Origin of the sequence: Cohnella hongkongensis (genome assembly GCF_042654645.1) — a bacterium.
Classification (GTDB): Bacteria; Bacillota; Bacilli; order Paenibacillales; family Paenibacillaceae; genus Cohnella; species Cohnella hongkongensis.
In genome coordinates this window covers 241749-259870 of record NZ_JBHSEP010000004.1, presented here as the reverse complement: position 1 = coordinate 259870, position 18122 = coordinate 241749, and the positions used below count along the sequence as shown (strand labels likewise).

At 60.1% G+C, this 18122-nt stretch carries 20 protein-coding genes; 11 read left to right on the top strand and 9 right to left on the bottom strand.

Annotated features, from left to right (window positions below; genetic code table 11):
* Positions 1 to 31: 31 nt before the first annotated feature.
* A complete protein-coding gene (locus ACFO3S_RS08450; protein WP_378094342.1) occupies positions 32 to 832 on the bottom strand; it encodes a CAP domain-containing protein in 801 nt (266 codons plus the stop codon).
* A gap of 156 nt (positions 833 to 988) precedes the next feature.
* Between ACFO3S_RS08450 and ACFO3S_RS08445 the strand changes: the two genes are divergently transcribed.
* The 5 genes from ACFO3S_RS08445 to ACFO3S_RS08425 are packed head-to-tail and all read left to right on the top strand — an operon-like array spanning position 989 to position 5666.
* Positions 989 to 2119 carry an amidohydrolase/deacetylase family metallohydrolase gene (locus ACFO3S_RS08445; protein ID WP_378094340.1) on the top strand — a complete coding sequence of 377 codons (1131 nt, stop codon included), beginning with the start codon at positions 989 to 991 and terminating at the stop codon, positions 2117 to 2119.
* Entirely contained in the window at positions 2073 to 3176 is a 1104-nt protein-coding gene (locus tag ACFO3S_RS08440; protein ID WP_378094338.1) for a DgaE family pyridoxal phosphate-dependent ammonia lyase, read from the top strand. The genes ACFO3S_RS08445 and ACFO3S_RS08440 overlap by 47 nt, the downstream gene beginning before the upstream one ends.
* 1 nt (position 3177) lies before the next feature.
* Positions 3178 to 3936 carry a 2-dehydro-3-deoxy-phosphogluconate aldolase gene (gene dagF, locus ACFO3S_RS08435; RefSeq protein ID WP_378094336.1) on the top strand — a complete coding sequence of 253 codons (759 nt, stop codon included), beginning with the start codon at positions 3178 to 3180 and terminating at the stop codon, positions 3934 to 3936.
* Complete coding sequence (locus ACFO3S_RS08430; protein WP_378094334.1) at positions 3929 to 4945, top strand: sugar kinase; 1017 nt, start codon at positions 3929 to 3931, stop codon at positions 4943 to 4945. The genes dagF and ACFO3S_RS08430 overlap by 8 nt, the downstream gene beginning before the upstream one ends.
* A 7-nt stretch (positions 4946 to 4952) precedes the next feature.
* Entirely contained in the window at positions 4953 to 5666 is a 714-nt protein-coding gene (locus ACFO3S_RS08425) for a GntR family transcriptional regulator (RefSeq protein WP_378094332.1), read from the top strand.
* A 252-nt stretch (positions 5667 to 5918) separates the two neighbouring features.
* Here ACFO3S_RS08425 and rpiA read toward each other — a convergent pair whose 3' ends face one another.
* The 3 genes from rpiA to ACFO3S_RS08410 form a co-directional block, all read right to left on the bottom strand.
* Positions 5919 to 6617 (bottom strand): ribose 5-phosphate isomerase A, encoded by a 699-nt coding sequence (rpiA, locus tag ACFO3S_RS08420; RefSeq protein WP_378094330.1) that lies wholly within the window; start codon positions 6615 to 6617, stop codon positions 5919 to 5921.
* Between the two features lie 288 nt (positions 6618 to 6905).
* A complete protein-coding gene (greA, locus tag ACFO3S_RS08415; protein ID WP_378094328.1) occupies positions 6906 to 7385 on the bottom strand; it encodes a transcription elongation factor GreA in 480 nt (159 codons plus the stop codon).
* A gap of 172 nt (positions 7386 to 7557) precedes the next feature.
* Positions 7558 to 8040, bottom strand: a complete 483-nt coding sequence (locus ACFO3S_RS08410; protein ID WP_378094326.1) for a GyrI-like domain-containing protein — start codon at positions 8038 to 8040, stop codon at positions 7558 to 7560.
* 90 nt (positions 8041 to 8130) lie between these two features.
* On the opposite strand from ACFO3S_RS08410, the gene ACFO3S_RS08405 reads away from it, so the two are divergent.
* Positions 8131 to 8829, top strand: a complete 699-nt coding sequence (locus ACFO3S_RS08405) for an HTH domain-containing protein (protein WP_378094324.1) — start codon at positions 8131 to 8133, stop codon at positions 8827 to 8829.
* 17 nt (positions 8830 to 8846) lie between these two features.
* On the opposite strand, the gene ACFO3S_RS08400 is transcribed toward ACFO3S_RS08405, so the two are convergent.
* Complete coding sequence (locus ACFO3S_RS08400; protein WP_378094322.1) at positions 8847 to 9698, bottom strand: TlpA family protein disulfide reductase; 852 nt, start codon at positions 9696 to 9698, stop codon at positions 8847 to 8849.
* A 17-nt stretch (positions 9699 to 9715) separates the two neighbouring features.
* Positions 9716 to 10045, bottom strand: coding sequence for a chaperone CsaA (gene csaA / locus ACFO3S_RS08395; RefSeq protein WP_378094320.1), 330 nt, complete (start codon positions 10043 to 10045; stop codon positions 9716 to 9718).
* 94 nt (positions 10046 to 10139) lie between these two features.
* Here csaA and ACFO3S_RS08390 point away from each other — a divergent pair, with 94 nt between their 5' ends.
* Positions 10140 to 10802, top strand: a complete 663-nt coding sequence (locus ACFO3S_RS08390; protein WP_378094318.1) for a lysoplasmalogenase — start codon at positions 10140 to 10142, stop codon at positions 10800 to 10802.
* Positions 10803 to 10805: 3 nt separating this feature from the next.
* Here the strand turns inward: ACFO3S_RS08390 and ACFO3S_RS08385 are convergent, their stop codons facing one another.
* Both ACFO3S_RS08385 and rlmN read right to left on the bottom strand, forming a co-directional pair.
* Positions 10806 to 11780 (bottom strand): aldo/keto reductase, encoded by a 975-nt coding sequence (locus ACFO3S_RS08385; protein WP_378094316.1) that lies wholly within the window; start codon positions 11778 to 11780, stop codon positions 10806 to 10808.
* Between the two features lie 30 nt (positions 11781 to 11810).
* A complete protein-coding gene (gene rlmN, locus ACFO3S_RS08380; protein WP_378094314.1) occupies positions 11811 to 12881 on the bottom strand; it encodes a dual-specificity RNA methyltransferase RlmN in 1071 nt (356 codons plus the stop codon).
* A gap of 219 nt (positions 12882 to 13100) precedes the next feature.
* On the opposite strand from rlmN, the gene ACFO3S_RS08375 reads away from it, so the two are divergent.
* From ACFO3S_RS08375 to ACFO3S_RS08365, 3 genes are read left to right on the top strand one after another with little or no spacing between them, the layout of a single operon-like run.
* Complete coding sequence (locus ACFO3S_RS08375) at positions 13101 to 14081, top strand: iron-hydroxamate ABC transporter substrate-binding protein (protein WP_378094312.1); 981 nt, start codon at positions 13101 to 13103, stop codon at positions 14079 to 14081.
* Between the two features lie 10 nt (positions 14082 to 14091).
* Positions 14092 to 15096 (top strand): FecCD family ABC transporter permease, encoded by a 1005-nt coding sequence (locus ACFO3S_RS08370; RefSeq protein ID WP_378094310.1) that lies wholly within the window; start codon positions 14092 to 14094, stop codon positions 15094 to 15096.
* Complete coding sequence (locus tag ACFO3S_RS08365) at positions 15093 to 16103, top strand: FecCD family ABC transporter permease (RefSeq protein ID WP_378094308.1); 1011 nt, start codon at positions 15093 to 15095, stop codon at positions 16101 to 16103. The genes ACFO3S_RS08370 and ACFO3S_RS08365 overlap by 4 nt, the downstream gene beginning before the upstream one ends.
* On the opposite strand, the gene ACFO3S_RS08360 is transcribed toward ACFO3S_RS08365, so the two are convergent.
* Positions 16093 to 16824, bottom strand: coding sequence for an alpha/beta fold hydrolase (locus tag ACFO3S_RS08360; RefSeq protein WP_378094306.1), 732 nt, complete (start codon positions 16822 to 16824; stop codon positions 16093 to 16095). The genes ACFO3S_RS08365 and ACFO3S_RS08360 overlap by 11 nt on opposite strands.
* Positions 16825 to 17085: 261 nt before the next feature.
* On the opposite strand from ACFO3S_RS08360, the gene ACFO3S_RS08355 reads away from it, so the two are divergent.
* Positions 17086 to 18033 (top strand): helix-turn-helix transcriptional regulator, encoded by a 948-nt coding sequence (locus ACFO3S_RS08355; protein WP_378094304.1) that lies wholly within the window; start codon positions 17086 to 17088, stop codon positions 18031 to 18033.
* Positions 18034 to 18122: the final 89 nt, after the last annotated feature.

Here is an 18122-nt window from a genome sequence, read left to right as displayed (position 1 = left end):
CCGGGCTTGGGACGGCCGGCCGAAGCCGGGCTTATTTCGCGACGAACTGCTGTGTCCAGCAAGGCTGGCCTTCATTGGCAACATAACCGACGCCCATGTGGGTGTAGGCTTCGTTCAAAATATTGGCGCGGTGACCCGGCGAGTTCATCCAGGCCTGAACGACCTGCTCCGGGCTCGGCTGGCCCTTGGCGATGTTCTCCCCCGCGGCTTGATACTGTACGCCGAAGCTGCGCATCATGGCGAACGGGTCGCCGTAAGTGGGAGAAGTGTGCGAGAAGTAATTGTTGACCGCCATGTCCTGAGCCTTCGCCCGGGCGGAGCGGTTCAAGTTCGTATCGTTTCCGGAGAACGGCTGCAGCCCGGCCTTCCTTCGTTCCGCATTGGTCAGGTTCAGCACGTCCAGCTCGTACCCGGTCAGCGCTTCGTTCGAAGGGATCGTCACTTCCTTGTCCTTCGGCAGCGGATCGTTCAGCCGCCCGTCCGGGACGCCGATCGGAGACTGCGGCGCTCCCGGCTGTCCCTGTTCGTCACGGCCGGGGATCCCGTCGCCTGCGCCGCCGCCCCCGCCGCTGTCTCCGCCTCCGACTAGCCGTTGAAGATCGGGGTTGGCCCGGAGCAGATCCTCGAGACTTACATGGTGGCGGTTGGCGATATCCTGGACGGATTCGCCGCTCTTCACGACGTACTTGTTCGCCGGAATCTTCGTATTAGTCGCGCTCAGCTGATGCTGAGATCGGTCGTCGGAGCGCTTCGCCTGCTCCTTCGCCTGAAAGCCCCTGTTGCCGCACGCCGCAAGCACGACGATAAGGGCGAGAATAGCCCATCTGTTCATGCGAATGCCAACCTCCCTATGTCTCTCGTCCCTTTTACTTTTCCCATCCGTGACCTAACCATCCGTGGACATCCATGACAGTCATTGACCTTTTGAACATTATAACGTTATAATGTTTAAATCAAATCAAATGCTGACAGAATCGGGTGAACGCTCTTGCGAAAGCTGACTTTGCGCAATCTGAAGCTGCCGGACGACACGCTCGTCGACATCGTCGTCGACGCCGGCGTTATCGCGGATCTCTCTCCGGCGGGAACCCGCACGGCCCCGACGGGGGACGTGCTGGATTACGGCGGCCGCACTTACGTGTCCGGCGGCTGGATCGACCTGCATGTGCACGCCTTCCCGGAGTTCGACCCGTACGGAGACGACATCGACGAGATCGGGGTCAAGCAAGGAGTCGCCACGATTGTGGACGCGGGCAGCTGCGGAGCCGACCGGATCGGAGAGCTGCTGGCCGACGGCGAACGCGCGGCGACTCGACTGCTCGCGTTCCTGAACGTCTCGCGCATCGGCCTGTCCCGAGTCGACGAGCTGTCCGAGCTGGGGTGGATCGACTTCGCTCTCGCGGCGAAGGCCGCTTCCGAACATCCGGAGGCGATCGTCGGGCTTAAGGCGAGAATCAGCCGCAGCGTCGTCGGGGCAAACGGGCTGGAGCCTCTGAGAAGGGCTCGAAAACTGGCCGACGAGACGGGACTTCCGCTGATGGTCCATATCGGCTCGGGGCCGCCGGACATCCGCGACATCGTCCCGTTATTGGCCGAAGGGGATGTCCTCACGCATTGTTTTCACGGGAAGAGAAACGGACTGTTCGGCGACAACGGCCAGCCGCTGCAGGAGTTGAAGGACGCGCTGAAACGGGGCGTGAAGCTGGACGTCGGACACGGCACGGCCAGCTTCTCGTTCAGAGTCGCCGAGGCGGCCGCGAGAGCCGGCGTTCGTCCGCACACGGTCAGCACGGACATCTACCGCGGCAACCGCCTGAAAGGACCGGTCTACAGTCTCGCCAACGTCCTCTCGAAGTTTCTGCTTCTGGGCTGGTCTCTGGAAGAGGCGATCGCTTCCGTGACGATTTTTCCCGCAAGCTGGCTCGGCAGACCCGAGCTCGGAAGAATCCGGGTCGGCGATCGCGCCAATCTGACGTTGTTCGCGGTGGAGAACCAGACAGCGGCGCTGGTCGACTCCGAAGGAGAAGAGCGAGTCACGCATACGATTATCGAACCTAGGGGAGTGATAGCGGGTGACAAGTTCATGGAATGCGAAGTACGGTCTGAAAAGAGTCATTAACGCCAGCGGACGGATGAGCATCCTCGGCGTATCCGCTCCGTCGGATACGGTCATGGAAGCGATGAAGCGCGGCGGCCAGCAATATGTCGAGATCGCCGATCTCGTCGACAAGGCCGGCGATTACATCTCGGGCATTCTCGGCTCCGAAGCGGCCGTCGTCGTTAACTCGGCTTCGAGCGGCATCGCGCTGTCGGTCGCGGCCCTCGTGACGAAGGGCAATCGGCGGCTGAGCGAGCGGCTGCACCAGGAGCCGATCGCGGCGAACGAAGTGATCATGCTGAAAGGCCATAACGTCCAGTACGGGGCGCCGGTCGAGACGATGGTCTATCTGGGCGGAGGTCGGCTGATCGAGGTCGGCTACGCCAACGAAGGCAAAGCCTTTCATATCGAGGACGCGATCGGTCCGAACACGGCGGCCATTCTGTACGTCAAGTCGCACCATTGCGTGCAGAAAAATATGATCTCGGTCGACGAAGCCTGGGAGGTCGCCCGGCGCAGCGGAATTCCGCTTATCGTGGACGCTGCGGCGGAGGAGGATCTGCAGAAATACGTGCAGTGCTCGGATCTGGCCATCTACAGCGGCTCCAAGGCTATCGAGGGGCCGACCTCCGGCATCGTCGGCGGCAAGCGGCGCTATGTCGGGTGGTTGAAAACGCAGTTGCACGGCATCGGCCGAAGCATGAAGGTCGGCAAGGAATCCGTATTCGGCTTGCTGCAGGCGCTGGACGAGTACGCCGCGAAAAAAGACAACAGCGAACGGGAGAAGGCGGCGCTGCAATCGCTTATGCCGCTGAACGACATTCCGGGCGTGCGGGTGTCGATCGTCCAGGACGAAGCCGGAAGGGCGATCTACCGCGCGCGCGTGAGCATCGACCCCGCCGCATCGGGCACGACCGCCGTACGGGTCGCCGAGGGCCTGCAGCGCGGGGAGATCGCCATATATACGCGCGACTACGGGGTGAAGCAGGGTTATTTCGATATCGACCCGCGCCCGCTTCAGGGCGACGATATCGAAGTGATCGCTTCCAGAATTCGCGAACTGACGGGAGGACATTAACATGTCGAGCATCTTCAAACGCTTCTACAATAACCGCATCGCCCTGAACGTGCTGGCCAGAGACATCGAGAACGCCAAGGAGGTGTTCGAGGCGGCCGAGGGACATGTTCTCGTCGGCGTGCTGTCTAAGGCTTACCCGAACGCGGGGGAAGCGGTCGCCGCGATGAAGCGGTACGGCGAAGCGATCGACGACGCCGTATCGATCGGTCTGGGCGCGGGCGACAGCCGGCAGGCGGCCGTCGTGGCGGAGATCGCCCGAAGCTACGCGGGCTGCCATATCAATCAGGTATTCCCTGCCGTAGGCGCAACGCGGGCCAATCTCGGACAGCAGGACGGCTGGATCAACGCGCTCGTCTCGCCGACAGGGCGTCCGGGCTACGTCAACCTCTCCACCGGTCCGGTCAGCGAGGGGCATGCCGAGCAGGCTATCGTCCCGGTCAAGGCGGCCATCGCTCTCGTTCGGGACATGGGCGGCAACGCGCTCAAATATTTCCCGATGAACGGGCTGAGCCGGCAGGACGAGCTGCAGGCGGTCGCCGCCGCTTGCGGAGAAGAAGGCTTCGCCCTGGAGCCGACCGGCGGCATCGACATGGACAATTACGAGCCGATCGTGAAAATCTGCCTCGACGCGGGCGTGCCGCTGGTTATCCCTCATGTCTATTCCTCGATTATCGACAAGGCGACGGGCAAGACGAACGCGGACGACGTGAAAAAGCTGATGTCGATCGCGAAGAGATTGGTGGACCGGGCGGATGGGTAAGAAAATCGCGGCATTCGGAGAAGTGATGATGCGGCTGCAGGTGCCGGGATACGATCTGCTGTCGCAAGCCGGCACGCTTGTCTATTCGTTCTCCGGCACGGGCGTGAACGTGATGTCGGCGCTGGCGCGGTATGGACATGACGGTTATCTGGTTACCCGGCTGCCGGACAATCCGCTGGGCGACGCGGCGGCCGCGAACCTGCGCAAGCTGGGAGTGGCCCAGAAATTCGTCGTTCGCGGCGGCAGCTCCATCGGCATGTACTTTCTGGAGAACGGCTTCGGAGCCCGGCCAAGCCGCGTCACCTACGCCCATCGTCTGGAGAGCAGCTTCAACACCGCTCCCGACAACGTCTACGACTTCGCCGCCATCGCCGGACAGCTCGACGCCGCTCACTTCTGCGGCATTACGCTGGCGATGAACGACTCGGTCCGAAGCCAGCTGCTTCGCTTCGCCGAAGCGGTGAAGGCTCGGGGCGGCATCGTGGCGTTCGACTGCAACTACCGCCCCTCCCTCTGGGGAGAGAACGGGTACGGCAAGGCGAAGCCGTATTACGAGAAAATGCTGGGGCTGGCCGACATCGTGATGATGAACGAGAAGGACGCGATGCACGTGCTCGGAATGCCCGCCAAAGCTGCGACGCGAGAAGGCCAGCTGGAGGAGCTGATCCCGGAGGCGGCGAGCCGGTACGGCATTGCTGCGGCTGCGGGAACCCATCGCTCCGTGAATGGAGACAATACGCATTCCCTGCGGGGATACCTGTACAAAAACGGCGCGTTCCATTACTCGGATCTGCTCACTTTTTCCGTTTATGATAGAATTGGGGCTGGAGACGCTTACGCAAGCGGCATTCTGCACGGGGAGCTGTCCGGCTTCGCCCCGGAAAGGACCGTTCGTTACGCGGCCGCGGCGGCCATGCTGGCCCATACGACGACCGGGGACACGCCGATGGCTTCGGAACGTGAAATCGAGCGGGCCATGACGCAAGCGGCAGGAGACGTAGAGAGGTAGGTACGCGATGACCTTATCCCGAAACGAGCAGCCGTTATACCGGCAAGTCAAAAATAAAATTAAAGACCGCATCCTGCACGGCGTCTATCCGCTCGGCAAGCGGATACCGTCGGAGCCGCAGCTGGAGCAGGAATTCAAGGTCAGCAAAATTACGGTGCGCAACGCGATCCAGGAGCTCGTTCAGGAAGGTTATCTGGAGAAGGGCAGCGGCAAGGGGACGAGGGTACTGCGCAACACGTCCACCTCCCGACTGTCGAAGCAGAAGAGCTTCACGGAAGTTCTCGTCGAGGACGGGCGCCGCATCCGCAAGCGGCTGCTTCGGGCGGAGTATATCCGCAACGAGGACGGCACGGAGCCTTACCGGCTGTTCGGAGAGCAATGCGTATGCATCGAAAGGCTGTACTTGCTGGATGAAGCGCCGTATATTCATTACACCCACTATTTGACGCCGCGTACGGGAGACGTCGCGACAGCCGATCTCGGCGAACAGTCGCTGTACGGTCTGCTCGAGGAGCAGGAGATCTCGCTGACGGGCTTCCGCGACCATTTCGAGGTTGGAGTCGCTCCGCCTCGCGTCGCCGAGCTGCTGCAGCTGGAGCCGGGGGCGCACCTGCTGCGCCGGACCCGCTATTCCCGCGAGCCGTCCGGCGACATCGCGGAGTACAGCGTCGGCTATTACAACACGGCGCTTCAAGCTTATCTGGTCCATTACGAGGCTTAGTCCGCGACGGGACCGAGGCTCGCCGTTAGAGCGGGCTGCGTCGCCGCGACTCGCACTCCGCAAGGCACTGCAGAGCAAAGAAGTGCAATGGCGGCGCAGGGATCGCCTCCCCCACACCGCCATTGCTCCACGCCGCACCTCAGGCGAGCGGTCTTTAAGATGCTTACTCCACTGATCAACCAGCCCCTACTTTCGCTGCTCCCCACGCTCTCGATCCCGCCGGCCATCGCTTTCTGCCGGGCCGACGCAGCCTCAGGTCGTCAGAATCTCCGGGCGATAGCCCATGAACAAGCCGGATTCGATAACGCCCGGTATCGACTTGATCTCTTTCTCGTAGCCGTCCTCGATTCGGTTGAAGCGCACGTCCAGAATCAGGTTGCCCGCCTCGGTAATTACCGGGCCGTCCTTGGCGACCGCCATTCGCATCTGCGCTTCCTTGACGCCCAGCTTGGCCAGCTCCGTCTCGACAAGATGGACCGCCCTCGGATCGACTTCGACCGGCGCCGCGAACTTCTCCCCCAGATAGGAGACGAACTTCGAGGAGTCGACGAGGATATAGCTTTCCGGAGCGCTCTTCATGACCAGCTTCTCCGCGAACATCGCGCCTCCGCGCCCTTTGATCAGGTTTTTGTTCGGATCGACCTCGTCCGCTCCGTCGAAATACCAGTCCGGTCTCGCGTTCAGCAGCGTCGAGGTCGGCAGCCCCATGATCGAGCAGGTGAGCGACACCTCGTGCGACGTCGGAATCGCCAGCACGCTGAGCTTCTGCTCCTTCACCTTCCTGCTAATAGCCAGCAGCGCCAAATACGACGTCGAGCCGGAGCCGACGCCGATGACGTCCCCGTCCCGCACGCGCTCGGCAATCTTCGCCGCAACCGCTTCCTTCTGCTCCCTGTTGGAAATTTCCTTCGTCCACTGCAGCGTAGTCGCGATTTTATTTTCCCAGCCCATGAACAAACCTCGCTTCGATTAAATGTGAATGGAGCGCCTCAATTGCCTGTCCTTTATTATAGCACGATTTGCCTTCAGAGCGTCTTCTCCGTATGGCTCCGATTGCACCGCCTCTCGCCGAAGCTGGTATAATCAAGCATAAACGGCTTACGCCGTCCTTGGGACCGGCGGGATCACGTTTATGTCGGAGGTGATTCAGAGAAGTATAGGGAATTTTATGCTTTCTGAGTCACTAAAAAAGGGGTATCCCTAGTCGTCTTAAGGACTAATGGGACACCCCCTCTTGTTTTATCCCGCCTTGATCTCCAGCAGCTCGTACTTGACGATCCCGACAGGAGCTTCCACGCTGACGATGTCGCCTACTCGCTTGCCGATCAGTTCCTTGCCGAGCGGGCTTTCGTACGAAATCTTGCTCTCGGTGACGTCCGCTTCGGCGGGACCCACGATCCGATACTCGATTCTCTCGTTGAACTCCATATCGTTCAGGACAACGGTTGAGCCGACGTGGACGTGAGTGTTATCCATGTCTCCCTCGTCGACGACACGCGCGTTGCGCAGCGTTTTTTCCAGCACGAGAATTCTCGTCTCCATGAACGCTTGGTCGTCCTTGGCCGAATGGTACTCGCTGTTCTCCTTCAAATCGCCGTAGCTGATCGCCAGCTTAATGCGGGCGGCCAGCTCTTTACGCTTCACGTATTTGAGATCGTCAAGCTCGGCTTGCAGCTTCTCCAGCCCTTCTTTGGTCAGAATCACTTCATCGTCCGCCATGCCTAACAGCTCCTATCTGCTTTCTTGCCTCCATTGTATCGTATATCCATCCCCCGCGCACTTTAGACCCCCGTTTCTGGCCCTTGCCGGAAGACAGCCGCCCATCCCGCGGGACGACCGGCCTTCTAAAAGTCGAAAGCTCCCCTTGTCAGAGACGAGAGGAGCCCGCGAGTTAGTCGATCGGAATCATAATCGTGAATTCGGGATCGGGATCGTACGGATCGCGGCTCAGAGAGTAGATCTCGCAGTGAGTCAAGTCTCCCCGGAACAGCGCGTGCCCCTGCCTTTCGATCCATTCGTAGACGTTGCGGTAGGACTTGTCGATGTTCCGCCCTTTGACGTGCTCGCACTTCGCATAGCTTAAAGTCGGCACTTCTATGGCCACCATGCCCTCCGGCACGAATCCGGTGTCGTCCTTCGTCTCGACGACCGCGTAATGGACGAAGCCCGCGCTGTCGGGGTTCGCATGATAGGAAAGTCCGTAAAAATAAGAGAGCGACGCCGGCCGGGGAATCTCGTCCAGCCGCTTCCGAAGCTTCTCGTGCACCCGTCGGATTTCTCCCGCTCCGGCTTCCGCGAACGTCCCTTCCCACTTTAATCCGATCGCCCGGTACCCTTCCTTCGTGACGACGACCGTATCGCTAATCTGCTCCAAATCGTTTTCCTCCTTGTCCGTTATCGCTCGTTACGCTACTATCATAGTATATAACCATGACAAAAACTGTCAGATAATCGAGGAATCGCCGTGACGAAAACGAAACGTCTGATCGATCTGATGATGGTCGTATACGAAAAGCGGAGATTTACGGCCGAACAGCTGGCGGAGGAGTTCGGGGTGTCCTACAGGACGATGCTGCGATATTTGCAGGAATTAAGCGGGATGGGCGTGCCTCTCTACTCCGAGCCGGGCAGACACGGCGGCTACTCCCTGCTCAACCGGAGCAAAGCGTCCCCCATCGGGGCAGACCGCCCGCTTCCGCCGACGAGAACTCTGTTCAAGCCTTCTCTGCGGCTGATCGGAGTCGAATTCAAGGCTCCCTTCACCGCCGTCTACATGGCCAACACGGTCATTCCGGGCCTGTGGGCCGAGCTTCGGGAGCGTCTGGGGGAGATCGAGGGCGCTGTCAGGCCGACGAGGCTCGTCGGAGCGGTGCGCAGCCGTTCGGTCGCCTACCATTACGTGGCCGGAGCGGAAGTCTCCTCGTTCGGCCGCATCCCCGACGGCATGACCGGCCTGACGATTCCGGCCAGAGCCTATGCCGTCTATGCGCACCAAGGCTTATATCGCCGCGAAGAACGGGACCAGACTTACTTCCACGCGCTGGAGCGGCTTCGCAGACAAGGGCTGGATCACGAAACCGAAGCTTACGGACTGGAAGTGCTCGCTCCCCGGACTCCCGGCAAGGACGATCAGGAGTACGAAATTTATATCCCTTTGAAGTAGTCGAGCGGCAGCTCTGCCTATTCGGCGTTCTTCACCGCTTTCTTCATGCTCTCGTAGCTGAATGCGCCCAGATACCGGCCCTTGACCCGGCCGGACGAATCGATAATATAGGTGGTTGGGTACGCGGTCACGCCGTATTGGTTCAGGGCTTCCCCTTTATCGTCGAGGACGATCGGGAAGCTCAGCCGGTGCCGCTCCGCATACGGACCGACAAGGTCGGCGCTCCTCTCCTGCGTTGTCGCATTGACGGACAGCACGACGATCCCCCGATCCTTATGCTCCTGATAAAATTTCTCCACGTGGGGCATCTCGGCTTGGCAAACCTTGCACCAGGTGGCCCAGAAGTTCATGACGACCGTGCTTCCGCGATAGTCCGACAAGCGCACCTCCCGTCCGTCCAGGGTCGTCAGCCCGACATCGGGCGCGGCTTGATCGATGCGAACGCCTCCCTTGCTCTCCAGAGGACCGAGCGCCGTATATCCGATCATCGTCGCCACAAGCATGACTCCGCCCCAGCTTGCCGCGAGCTTCGCCGCTTCCCGGACCCCCTCCCGGCGGTAGTGCCGCAGGAAGAGATAGGCCAGCGCAACGAGGGAAGCGAGCCAGATTCCCCTTGTCCCTCCGCTGAAGAACAGAAGCGAGAGCGGCCTCGCGATAACGCCCGCCGGATCGAACAGGAACAGGCTTCCTTTCCAAACCAGCAGCCAGATGAATACGGCGTTCCAGGCGTCGCCGATCTGCCGCTCCTTCTCCGGGTTCCGCCTCTGGCGGTACTGAACGGCCAACGCCCCGGCGATGCCCGCCGCCAAATAAACGAGCAGTTCGATATTCAGCACGGTTGTCCCCAGCTGCAAATTCGGCCATGTCATGGTCCATCCCCCCGTTCTCAAGCCACCGGCGTTCCGTTGTCCACCTCGCCGTCGGGCCGAAGCAGCACGACGTCGCCTTCCTCCGGCACCGCTCCCAGCACGAGCACCTCCGACTTGAAGCCTGCGATTCTCCTCGGGGGAAAGTTCACGACGGCAGCCACCTGCCTGCCGACCAGCGTTCCTGGAGAATAGCGGCGAGTAATCTGGGCGGAAGACTGCTTAACGCCCAACGGGCCGAAATCGATGGAAAGCTTGACGGCCGGCTTCCGCGCTTCGGGAAAAGGCTCTGCGGCTACAATCGTGCCGATTCGAACGTCCAATGCGGTAAAATCTTCTATCACTGCCATGGATTCTTGCCTCCTGCCCTATCCGGAATGCGCTGCGCGCATGTATAATATAAAGAGAATTCTCGAAAAGCTGCTCGCGAATGGAGAGATCCGCTTGGTCCAATCCTTCGTCTTGCCCGCACTGATCGCGCTGACCGGACTGCTGTACATTTTCGCCATCCCGTCGGAGCCCGAAGCCGTCAAGCTTCTGTTCAAGCTGATCCCGATGGCTTTGATTATGGTATACGCCTACCGGTTGTCGGCCGAATTTCGTAAGCGCTATCACTGGCTCGTCATGGCCGGATTGTTCTGTTGCGCCGTTGGCGACGGCACGCTTCGCTGGTTCGTCGTCGGCTTGTCGGCCTTCCTTGTCGGGCATCTGTTCTATTTGACGGCTTTTTTCGGCAGATGGCGCTTCTCCAAGCTTAGAATCGCGTCCGCGCTGCCGATCGCCGCGTTCGCCTTCGTCATGGGCAACGAGCTGACTCAAGCGCTGACGGACTCCGGCAATACCGGCTTGATCGTCCCCGTGCTCGCTTACGTCGTGGTCATCTCGACGATGGGCTGGTCCGCGATTATGACGGGAAGCCGAACGGCGATTGCCGGCAGCCTGCTGTTCATGGCCTCGGATTCGATTCTGTCCTGGAACATGTTCGTCTCCGATGTCGCCTATTCCGGCCCGCTCATTATGCTGACCTATTATTCAGCGCAGTTCTTGATCGCAAGCAGCCTGCGGGAAAAGCCCGCGGCAACCGCCGGGGCTTCCGTGTCCGCCTAGCGTTCAAGGCAGGCGATAGAGCGCGAACGGCTCTCCGTGACGGAACGAAGCGCTGATCTCGTCCAGCTTCTCGACAGTCTCGTCGTCCATCTGCAGCTCCACGCTTCGCAGGTTGTCTTCGAGCTGGTCCGCGCGAGTGGCGCCGACGATAACGGTGGCGACCGCAGGCTGAGCCATCAGCCAGGCCAGAGACAGCGCGCTTGGCGAGCAGCCCTGGTCCGCCGCCAAGCGGCCGACCCGGTCCGCCAGCTCCAGGTTGCGGTCCGCCAGGAAGCGGGCGAAGCTCGGATCGGTCTGCGCCCGCGATCCGGCTGGCGCTCTGTCGGACAAGCTGTACTTGCCGCTCAGAATGCCGCCTGCGAGAGGAAAATAAGGAATGATTCCGATGCCCTGATCCAGACATAACGGAATCAGCTCGTTCTCAGGCGTCCGATCGGCGAGAGAGTAGCAGTGCTGCGTCGAGACGAAGCGCTCGTATCCTCTGCGCTCGCTGATTCCCAACGCCTTCATCAGCTCCCATGCCGCATAGTTGGAAGCCCCGATATACCGCACCTTGCCGGAGCTGACGAAGTCGTCCAGCGTGCGAAGCGTCTCCTCCAGCGGCGTATGGGGGTCGAACGTGTGAATCTGGTACAGGTCGACGTAATCCGTGTTCAGCCGCTGCAGACTGGCTTCCAGCTCCCGCTGCAGATGGAAGCGCGAGGAGCCGCGGCCGTTCGGTCCCTGATCCTTGATCAGGCCGGCTTTCGTCGCCAGCACGGCTTCCTGCCTTCTTCCCGTCAACGCCTGCCCGATGATGCGTTCCGACTCGGTGCCCGCGTAGATATTGGCCGTATCGATAAAGTTGATTCCGCGATCCAGCGCCTCATGGATGATCTTAATAGACGTATCGCTGTCGGCCCGCTTGCCGAACGCATTCGTGCCAAGCCCGAGCGCCGACACCTCAAGCCCGCTGTTGCCCAAACGCCGATACTTCACTCTCGTCTCCCCCTTTTTTGCGCCATCCTGTTAATTCGCGACCGCTTCCTTTTTAATCTGCTTGCTGCGCAGCTGACCGCACGCCGCGTCGATGTCCGCCCCGTGCTCAAGCCGCACGCTGCAGCTGACGCCCTGCTTCTTTAGCGTGTCGAAAAACTCGCTCACGACGTGCCGCTCCGTCCGCTGATACTGGCTGTGCTCGTCGACCGGGTTATACGGAATCAAGTTAACGTTCACGAGCGGCCGGCGGTCTCCGATCAGCTCGGCCAGCTCCAGCGCATGCTCTCTCTGGTCGTTCACATCCTTCAGCAGGATGTATTCGAGCGTCACTCTCCGCCTCGTCTTCTCCAAGTAATAGTCGAGCGCCTTCAACAGCTTCTCGATCGGGATCGCCTTGTTAATCTTCATAATTCTCGTTCTCAGCTCGTCGTTCGGCGCATGGAGCGAGATGGCCAGGTTCACCTTCAGGTCGTCGTCCGTAAACCGATAGATCTTGTCGGCCAGCCCGCTCGTCGAGACGGTAATATGGCGGCCGGCGACGGCCAGTCCTTTCTGATGCTTGATCACATCGAGGAACTTCACCAGATTGTCGTAGTTGTCGAACGGTTCGCCGATTCCCATGACGACGAGATGGCTCACCGCCTCTCCCTGTCCGCGTCCGTCCAGAAACCGCTGCACCTTCACCACCTGCTCGACGATCTCGCCGCTGGACAAATCCCGGCTCTTGCGGAGCAGACCGCTCGCGCAGAAGCTGCAGCCGATATTGCACCCGACCTGCGTCGTGACGCAGACGGACAAGCCGAACTTGTGCCGCATCAGCACCGTCTCGATCAGGTTGCCGTCCTTCAGCCGGAACAGAAACTTCACCGTTCCGTCCTTCGACTCCTGCCGGGAATGCTCGCTTAACGATTCAATGTAGAATTGCTCCTCCAGCGCCTTCACGCATTCCGGGTGCACGCCGTTCATCGCGCCGTACTCGGTCGTCCGCTCCCGGTAAAGCCACTCCCATACGAGCGTCGCCCGCGACTTCTTGTGCCCGCGCTCCGCGAGCCACTCCGTCAGCCCTTCAAAAGTCATATCGTAAACGGATGTTCTCGTCATTCGTAACCCTCTTTTCCTTGTAATGCCGGCCCCTTCGACTCCCTCCTATTTTCCCAGAAAAGACGCGGATTCACAAGCCGGGGAAGCCGAGAAGGTTTTCCGGTTCGCCGCGGCTCTGCCCCCTCCCATCAAGCTTCTATTGACACGCGGTCTTTAGCGCATTACAATACCGATTGTGATTATGATAATCATTCTCAATGAATGGAGGAGAGTCCATACATGAAAAAGATGCTCGTGCCGTTCGCCTTGGCCTTTCTATTAATCCTTGCCGCATGCGGCGGCAAAGCCGCCGAATCCGGCAGCTCCTCAAGCCCCTCCGCGCAGCCTTCGTCGGCGGCCCCTTCGGAATCCGCATCGCCGTCCGAATCCGCGTCCGCTCCGGCCGAATCCGGCACGATCACGTACGAATCCGAGAACGGCCCGATCGAGGTGCCGGCCAACCCGCAGCGCGTCATCGTGCTATCCTCGTTCGCAGGCAACGTCATGTCGCTTGGCGTGCCGCTTGTCGGCGTAGACGAATGGTCCAAGATGAACCCCCGCTTCGACGCCGCGCTCAAGGACGTCGCCGCAGTGACCGACGAGGATCTCGAGAAGATTATCGAGCTGGAGCCCGATCTGATCGTCGGCCTGTCGAACATCAAAAACGTCGACAAGCTGAAGGAAATCGCCCCGACCGTCACTTACACGTACGACAAGGTCGATTACTTGACGCAGCAACTGGAAATCGGCAAGCTGCTGAACAAAGAAGCGGAAGCGCAAGCCTGGATCGACGATTTCAAAGCTCGCGCGGCCCAAGCCGGCGCGGACATCAAGGCCAAGATCGGCGAGAATGCGACGGTGTCGGTCATCGAGGCATACGACAAGCAAATCTACGTCTACGGGGACAACTGGGGACGAGGCACCGAGATTCTCTATCAGGAGATGAAGCTCGGCATGCCCGAGAAGGTTAAGGAGACGGCGCTGAAGGACGGCTACTACGCGCTCTCGTCCGAAGTGGTGAAGGATTTCGCCGGAGATTACGTCATCTTCAGCAAATTTCCGGGGTCCGATCTGTCGTTTACGGAGACGGAAACGTACAAGAGCATCCCGGCCGTTCAGAATAATCGCGTATTCGAGGTCAACGCCCAGGAGTTTTATTTCAACGACCCGCTGACGCTGGACTTCCAGCTCGAATTTTTCATTCAACACTTCCTCGGTTAAGAGGCCCATGATGACCAAATCTCGTTCCTCAAATTTCGCCTACAAGCTTGCAGGCAGCATCGTCGTTTTCGTCCTCTGCTTCGCGATATCGCTGCTTCTCGGAGCGGCCGATACAACCTATCAGGATTTATGGCATGCGATCACCGGCAGCGGCATGGGAGACAAAGCGCTCATGCTGCGCGAAATCCGCATCCCCCGCGAAGTCGGAGCGATCCTCGTCGGGGCCGCCTTCGCCGTATCCGGGGCGGTCATGCAGGGCGTCACCCGCAATCCGCTGGCCGACCCCGGCCTGCTCGGTCTAACCTCCGGAGCCAACCTCGCGCTGGCGATCGGCGTCGTTTTTGTCCCCGGCTTGAACTACTTCGGGATTATGGTCGCCTGCTTTATCGGAGCCGCCGTCGGGTCTGCGCTCGTCATCGCATTAGGATCGATGCGTCAAGGGAGCCTGTCTCCGATTCGCATCGTGCTGGCGGGCGCAGCGGTATCGGCCTTTCTGTATGCCGTTGCCGACGGGCTCGGCCTGATTTTCAAAATCTCCAAGGACGTGTCCATGTGGACGGCGGGAGGCTTGATCGGCACGACGTGGGGACAGCTTCAGGCGATCGCCCCGGTCATTTTGATCGGACTGGTCGTCACCCTGTTTATGTCCAACCAGGTGACGCTGCTCAGTCTCAGCGACGAAGTGGCTACCGGTCTCGGGCAGAAGCTTGCGCAGATCAAGGCTCTCATGTTCGTCCTGATCGTTCTGCTCACGGGCGCCTCGGTCGCGCTCGTCGGGAATATGGCCTTCGTCGGGCTCATGATTCCGCACATCGTCCGCAGGTTCGTCGGCACCGATTACCGGTACATCCTTCCCTTCTCGGTATTTGCGGGCGCCTCGTTCATGCTGATCGCCGATACGATCGGCCGCACGCTCAACTCGCCGTACGAGACGCCGGTGGCCGCCGTCGTCGCGATGCTGGGCTTGCCCTTCTTCCTGTTCGTCGTACGCAAAGGAGGCAAGGCTCTCTCATGACCGCCGCTACTCGTCCCGTTCGTTATCTAATTCGCATTCTGCTTGTCAGCGCGGCGCTTATTGCCGTTACGGCCGTCGTCGGCATGGGCATCGGCCGCTCCTCCGTATCCTTCGACCGACTGCTTCCCACGCTATTCGGATACGGAACGTTTAAAGAGCATTTCGTCGTGTTCTCCCTGCGGATGCCGCGCATCGCGATCACGCTGCTGGCCGGAATGGCGCTGGCGCTGTCCGGTTCGATTCTGCAGAGCGTCACCCGCAACGACTTGGCCGATCCGGGCATCATCGGCATCAATTCCGGCGCCGGCGTCGGCGTCGCGATCTTCTTTCTGTACTTCCCGATCGACGTCGGCACGTTCGTCTACATGCTGCCGCTGGTCGCTTTCGTCTCGGCCGTCGTGACGGCCGTCTTGATCTACGCGTTCTCGTACAGCCGGTCGCGCGGTCTGGATCCGATCCGGCTCGTACTCGTCGGCGTCGGCTTCTCCTTGGCGCTATCCGGGATGATGATCGTGCTGATCTCCTCCACGGACCGCCAGAAGGTCGACTTCATCGCCAAATGGATCGCCGGCAACGTCTGGGGGACGGATTGGCCGTTCGTATGGGCGCTGCTTCCGTGGCTCGTGCTGCTCGTTCCGTTCGCTCTGTTCAAGGCGGTCCGGCTGAACCTGCTCGGACTGAGCGACTCGTCCGCGATCGGCGTCGGACTGCAGCTCGAACGGGAGCGCGTCGTGCTGCTGCTGGCAGCCGTCGCTTCCGCCGCCGCGGCGGTTTCCGTGACCGGGGGCATCGCGTTCATCGGCTTGATGGCGCCGCATATCGCCAAAGCGTTGGTCGGCCCGCGCAACCAGTTTTTCATCCCCGTCGCCGTCCTGCTGGGCGGGTGGCTGCTGCTGCTGGCCGACACGATCGGGCGCAACCTCGTCGAGCCGTCCGGGCTGCCCGCGGGCATTATCGTATCGCTGATCGGCGTTCCGTATTTCGCTTGCCTGCTGCTCAGGAAGTAACGGAGGACATGAATTCGAGCAGCAGCTTACGCAAGCCTGCCGGATCGCCTAGCATAGGCAGGTGTCCGGTTTCGAGCGTCCGGACCTGCTGAGGAGCGAAATTCCGGATCATTCGGGCTTGAAGAGACGAGCCGAACTCCTTGTCCTTCTCCAGCCGGATATAGAGCCGGGGAACGTCCGGTAAGGGCCCGTCGAACCGATCCGTATAGACCCGAAAGGCTTCGGGCACAAACCCCTTGACGACAGAATCGGCATCCTCGGGAGAGAGGTCGCTGCACAAGCCCGCCCGGATGGCCGATTCCGGCGGTTTCGTGCCCATCTTCCTCATTAGAAGAGAGAGAATCGTCCTTTTGGGCCAAGGCAGCGCGGACAGGAACGAACCTCCCGGCTTCGGGATGGCAGCCCCTACTGCAACGAATCCGGCCATGCGATTCTGAAGCTCTTCCGCCGCCTGAAGAGCCGCCAGTCCCCCCAGCGAATGCGCCACAAGAACGATCCGCCCGACTCCCCATTCCTCCACCTGCCGCACAACCGTGTCCGTATATTGTTTTAACGTCAGTTTCAGCCGCCTCTCCTCCTCGCCGTCTCTCCCCGGAAACTCCGCGAACAAACACGGATAATTCAACCCGTCGGCCACCCTCTCCCATATGCGTCCATTCAGTCCCGCTCCGTGGACGAACACCAATCCGATCTCTCTTTGCGTGCGATTTGTTACTGCCATGCCGATCAACTCCCATCCATTCGTTATCTTTCACTTAAGAATAATGTATCACTTAAATAGGACATATTTTGTCTTATTAAATGCTAAAATGGAATAAGCAAAAACGCCTTCGGCGTCCTCAAGACGCGGAAACGCGTTTTTGCCGGAGGGGATTCAGAAAAGGATCGCGAATTGTATACTTGCTGAATCGCTAAGAAAAGCAGCAGCCGTGTCCCGACTCGGTCAGCCTGCTGTCCCCAAACGTTAGGAGCCGATCCTCATATGCCCAAATCTCAGCGTCTCATTCAAATGATGATGTTCATCAACGCCAAAAAAACGTTCACCGTACAGGAGCTCGCCGATGAATTCGGTCTGTCCCCCCGCACGGTGACGCGCGATTTGCTGGAGCTGAGCGAGCTTGGAGTTCCCGTCTACTCCGTTCAAGGACGCGGAGGCGGATACCGGCTGCTGCAGGAGCGGCTGCTTCCGCCGATCGCATTCACGGAGAGCGAGGCCGTCTCCCTGTTCATCGCCGGACAGTCGCTGAAACCCCTCGGCGCTCTTCCTTTCGAAGAGGGAACCGACGCCGCTCTCCGCAAATTCTATCATTACTTGCCTCAGGATACTCGGGAACGCATTGACCGACTGAAAGATAGAGTCGCTATCTGGAGCCCCCGCCGCGACATGTCTGCGGAAATTTTGAAGATTCTCTTGCAGGCGATTATGGCGTGCGGCGCCGTCACGATCGAATATGCCTCCGCACGCGCCGTGCGGCCCCGGGACATTCAGCCGATCGGACTATACGAGAGCGACGGCTACTGGTACTGCCCGGCCTACTGCTTCCGCGAGGAGGACTACCGTCTATTCCGCGCCGACAGAATCCGATCCGCCGTCTTGAAGCCTTCGCTTGCGATCAGAGACGACGTCGCTCTTCGCACTTTGCAGGATCCTCCCGACGGAGGAGGGCCCGACCCGATCCCCTTTACGCTCGAACTGACGCGACAGGGCGTGCACGAACTCCGCTCCGACCGCTGGTTTGGATCGGCCATCGTGCCTAAAACGGATGGCAGCGAAGGCGGAGTCGCGACCATTCAAATCTCTCCGGATAAGATCGGATTCTATGTCGATCTGGCGTGGCGGCTGGGAAAACATGCAACCATCGTCGAACCGGAGGAAGCGGTCGCGTTGTTCCGCACGAAGCTGGAATCGGTACGATCTCTTTATGCGTAAAAATAATGGAGCCTCTTCATGCGTGAGGAGTCCCCGCGTTCCCTTCTTCAAAGTGCACCGAAAACCCTTAAAATAGTAGACCCCTGCTC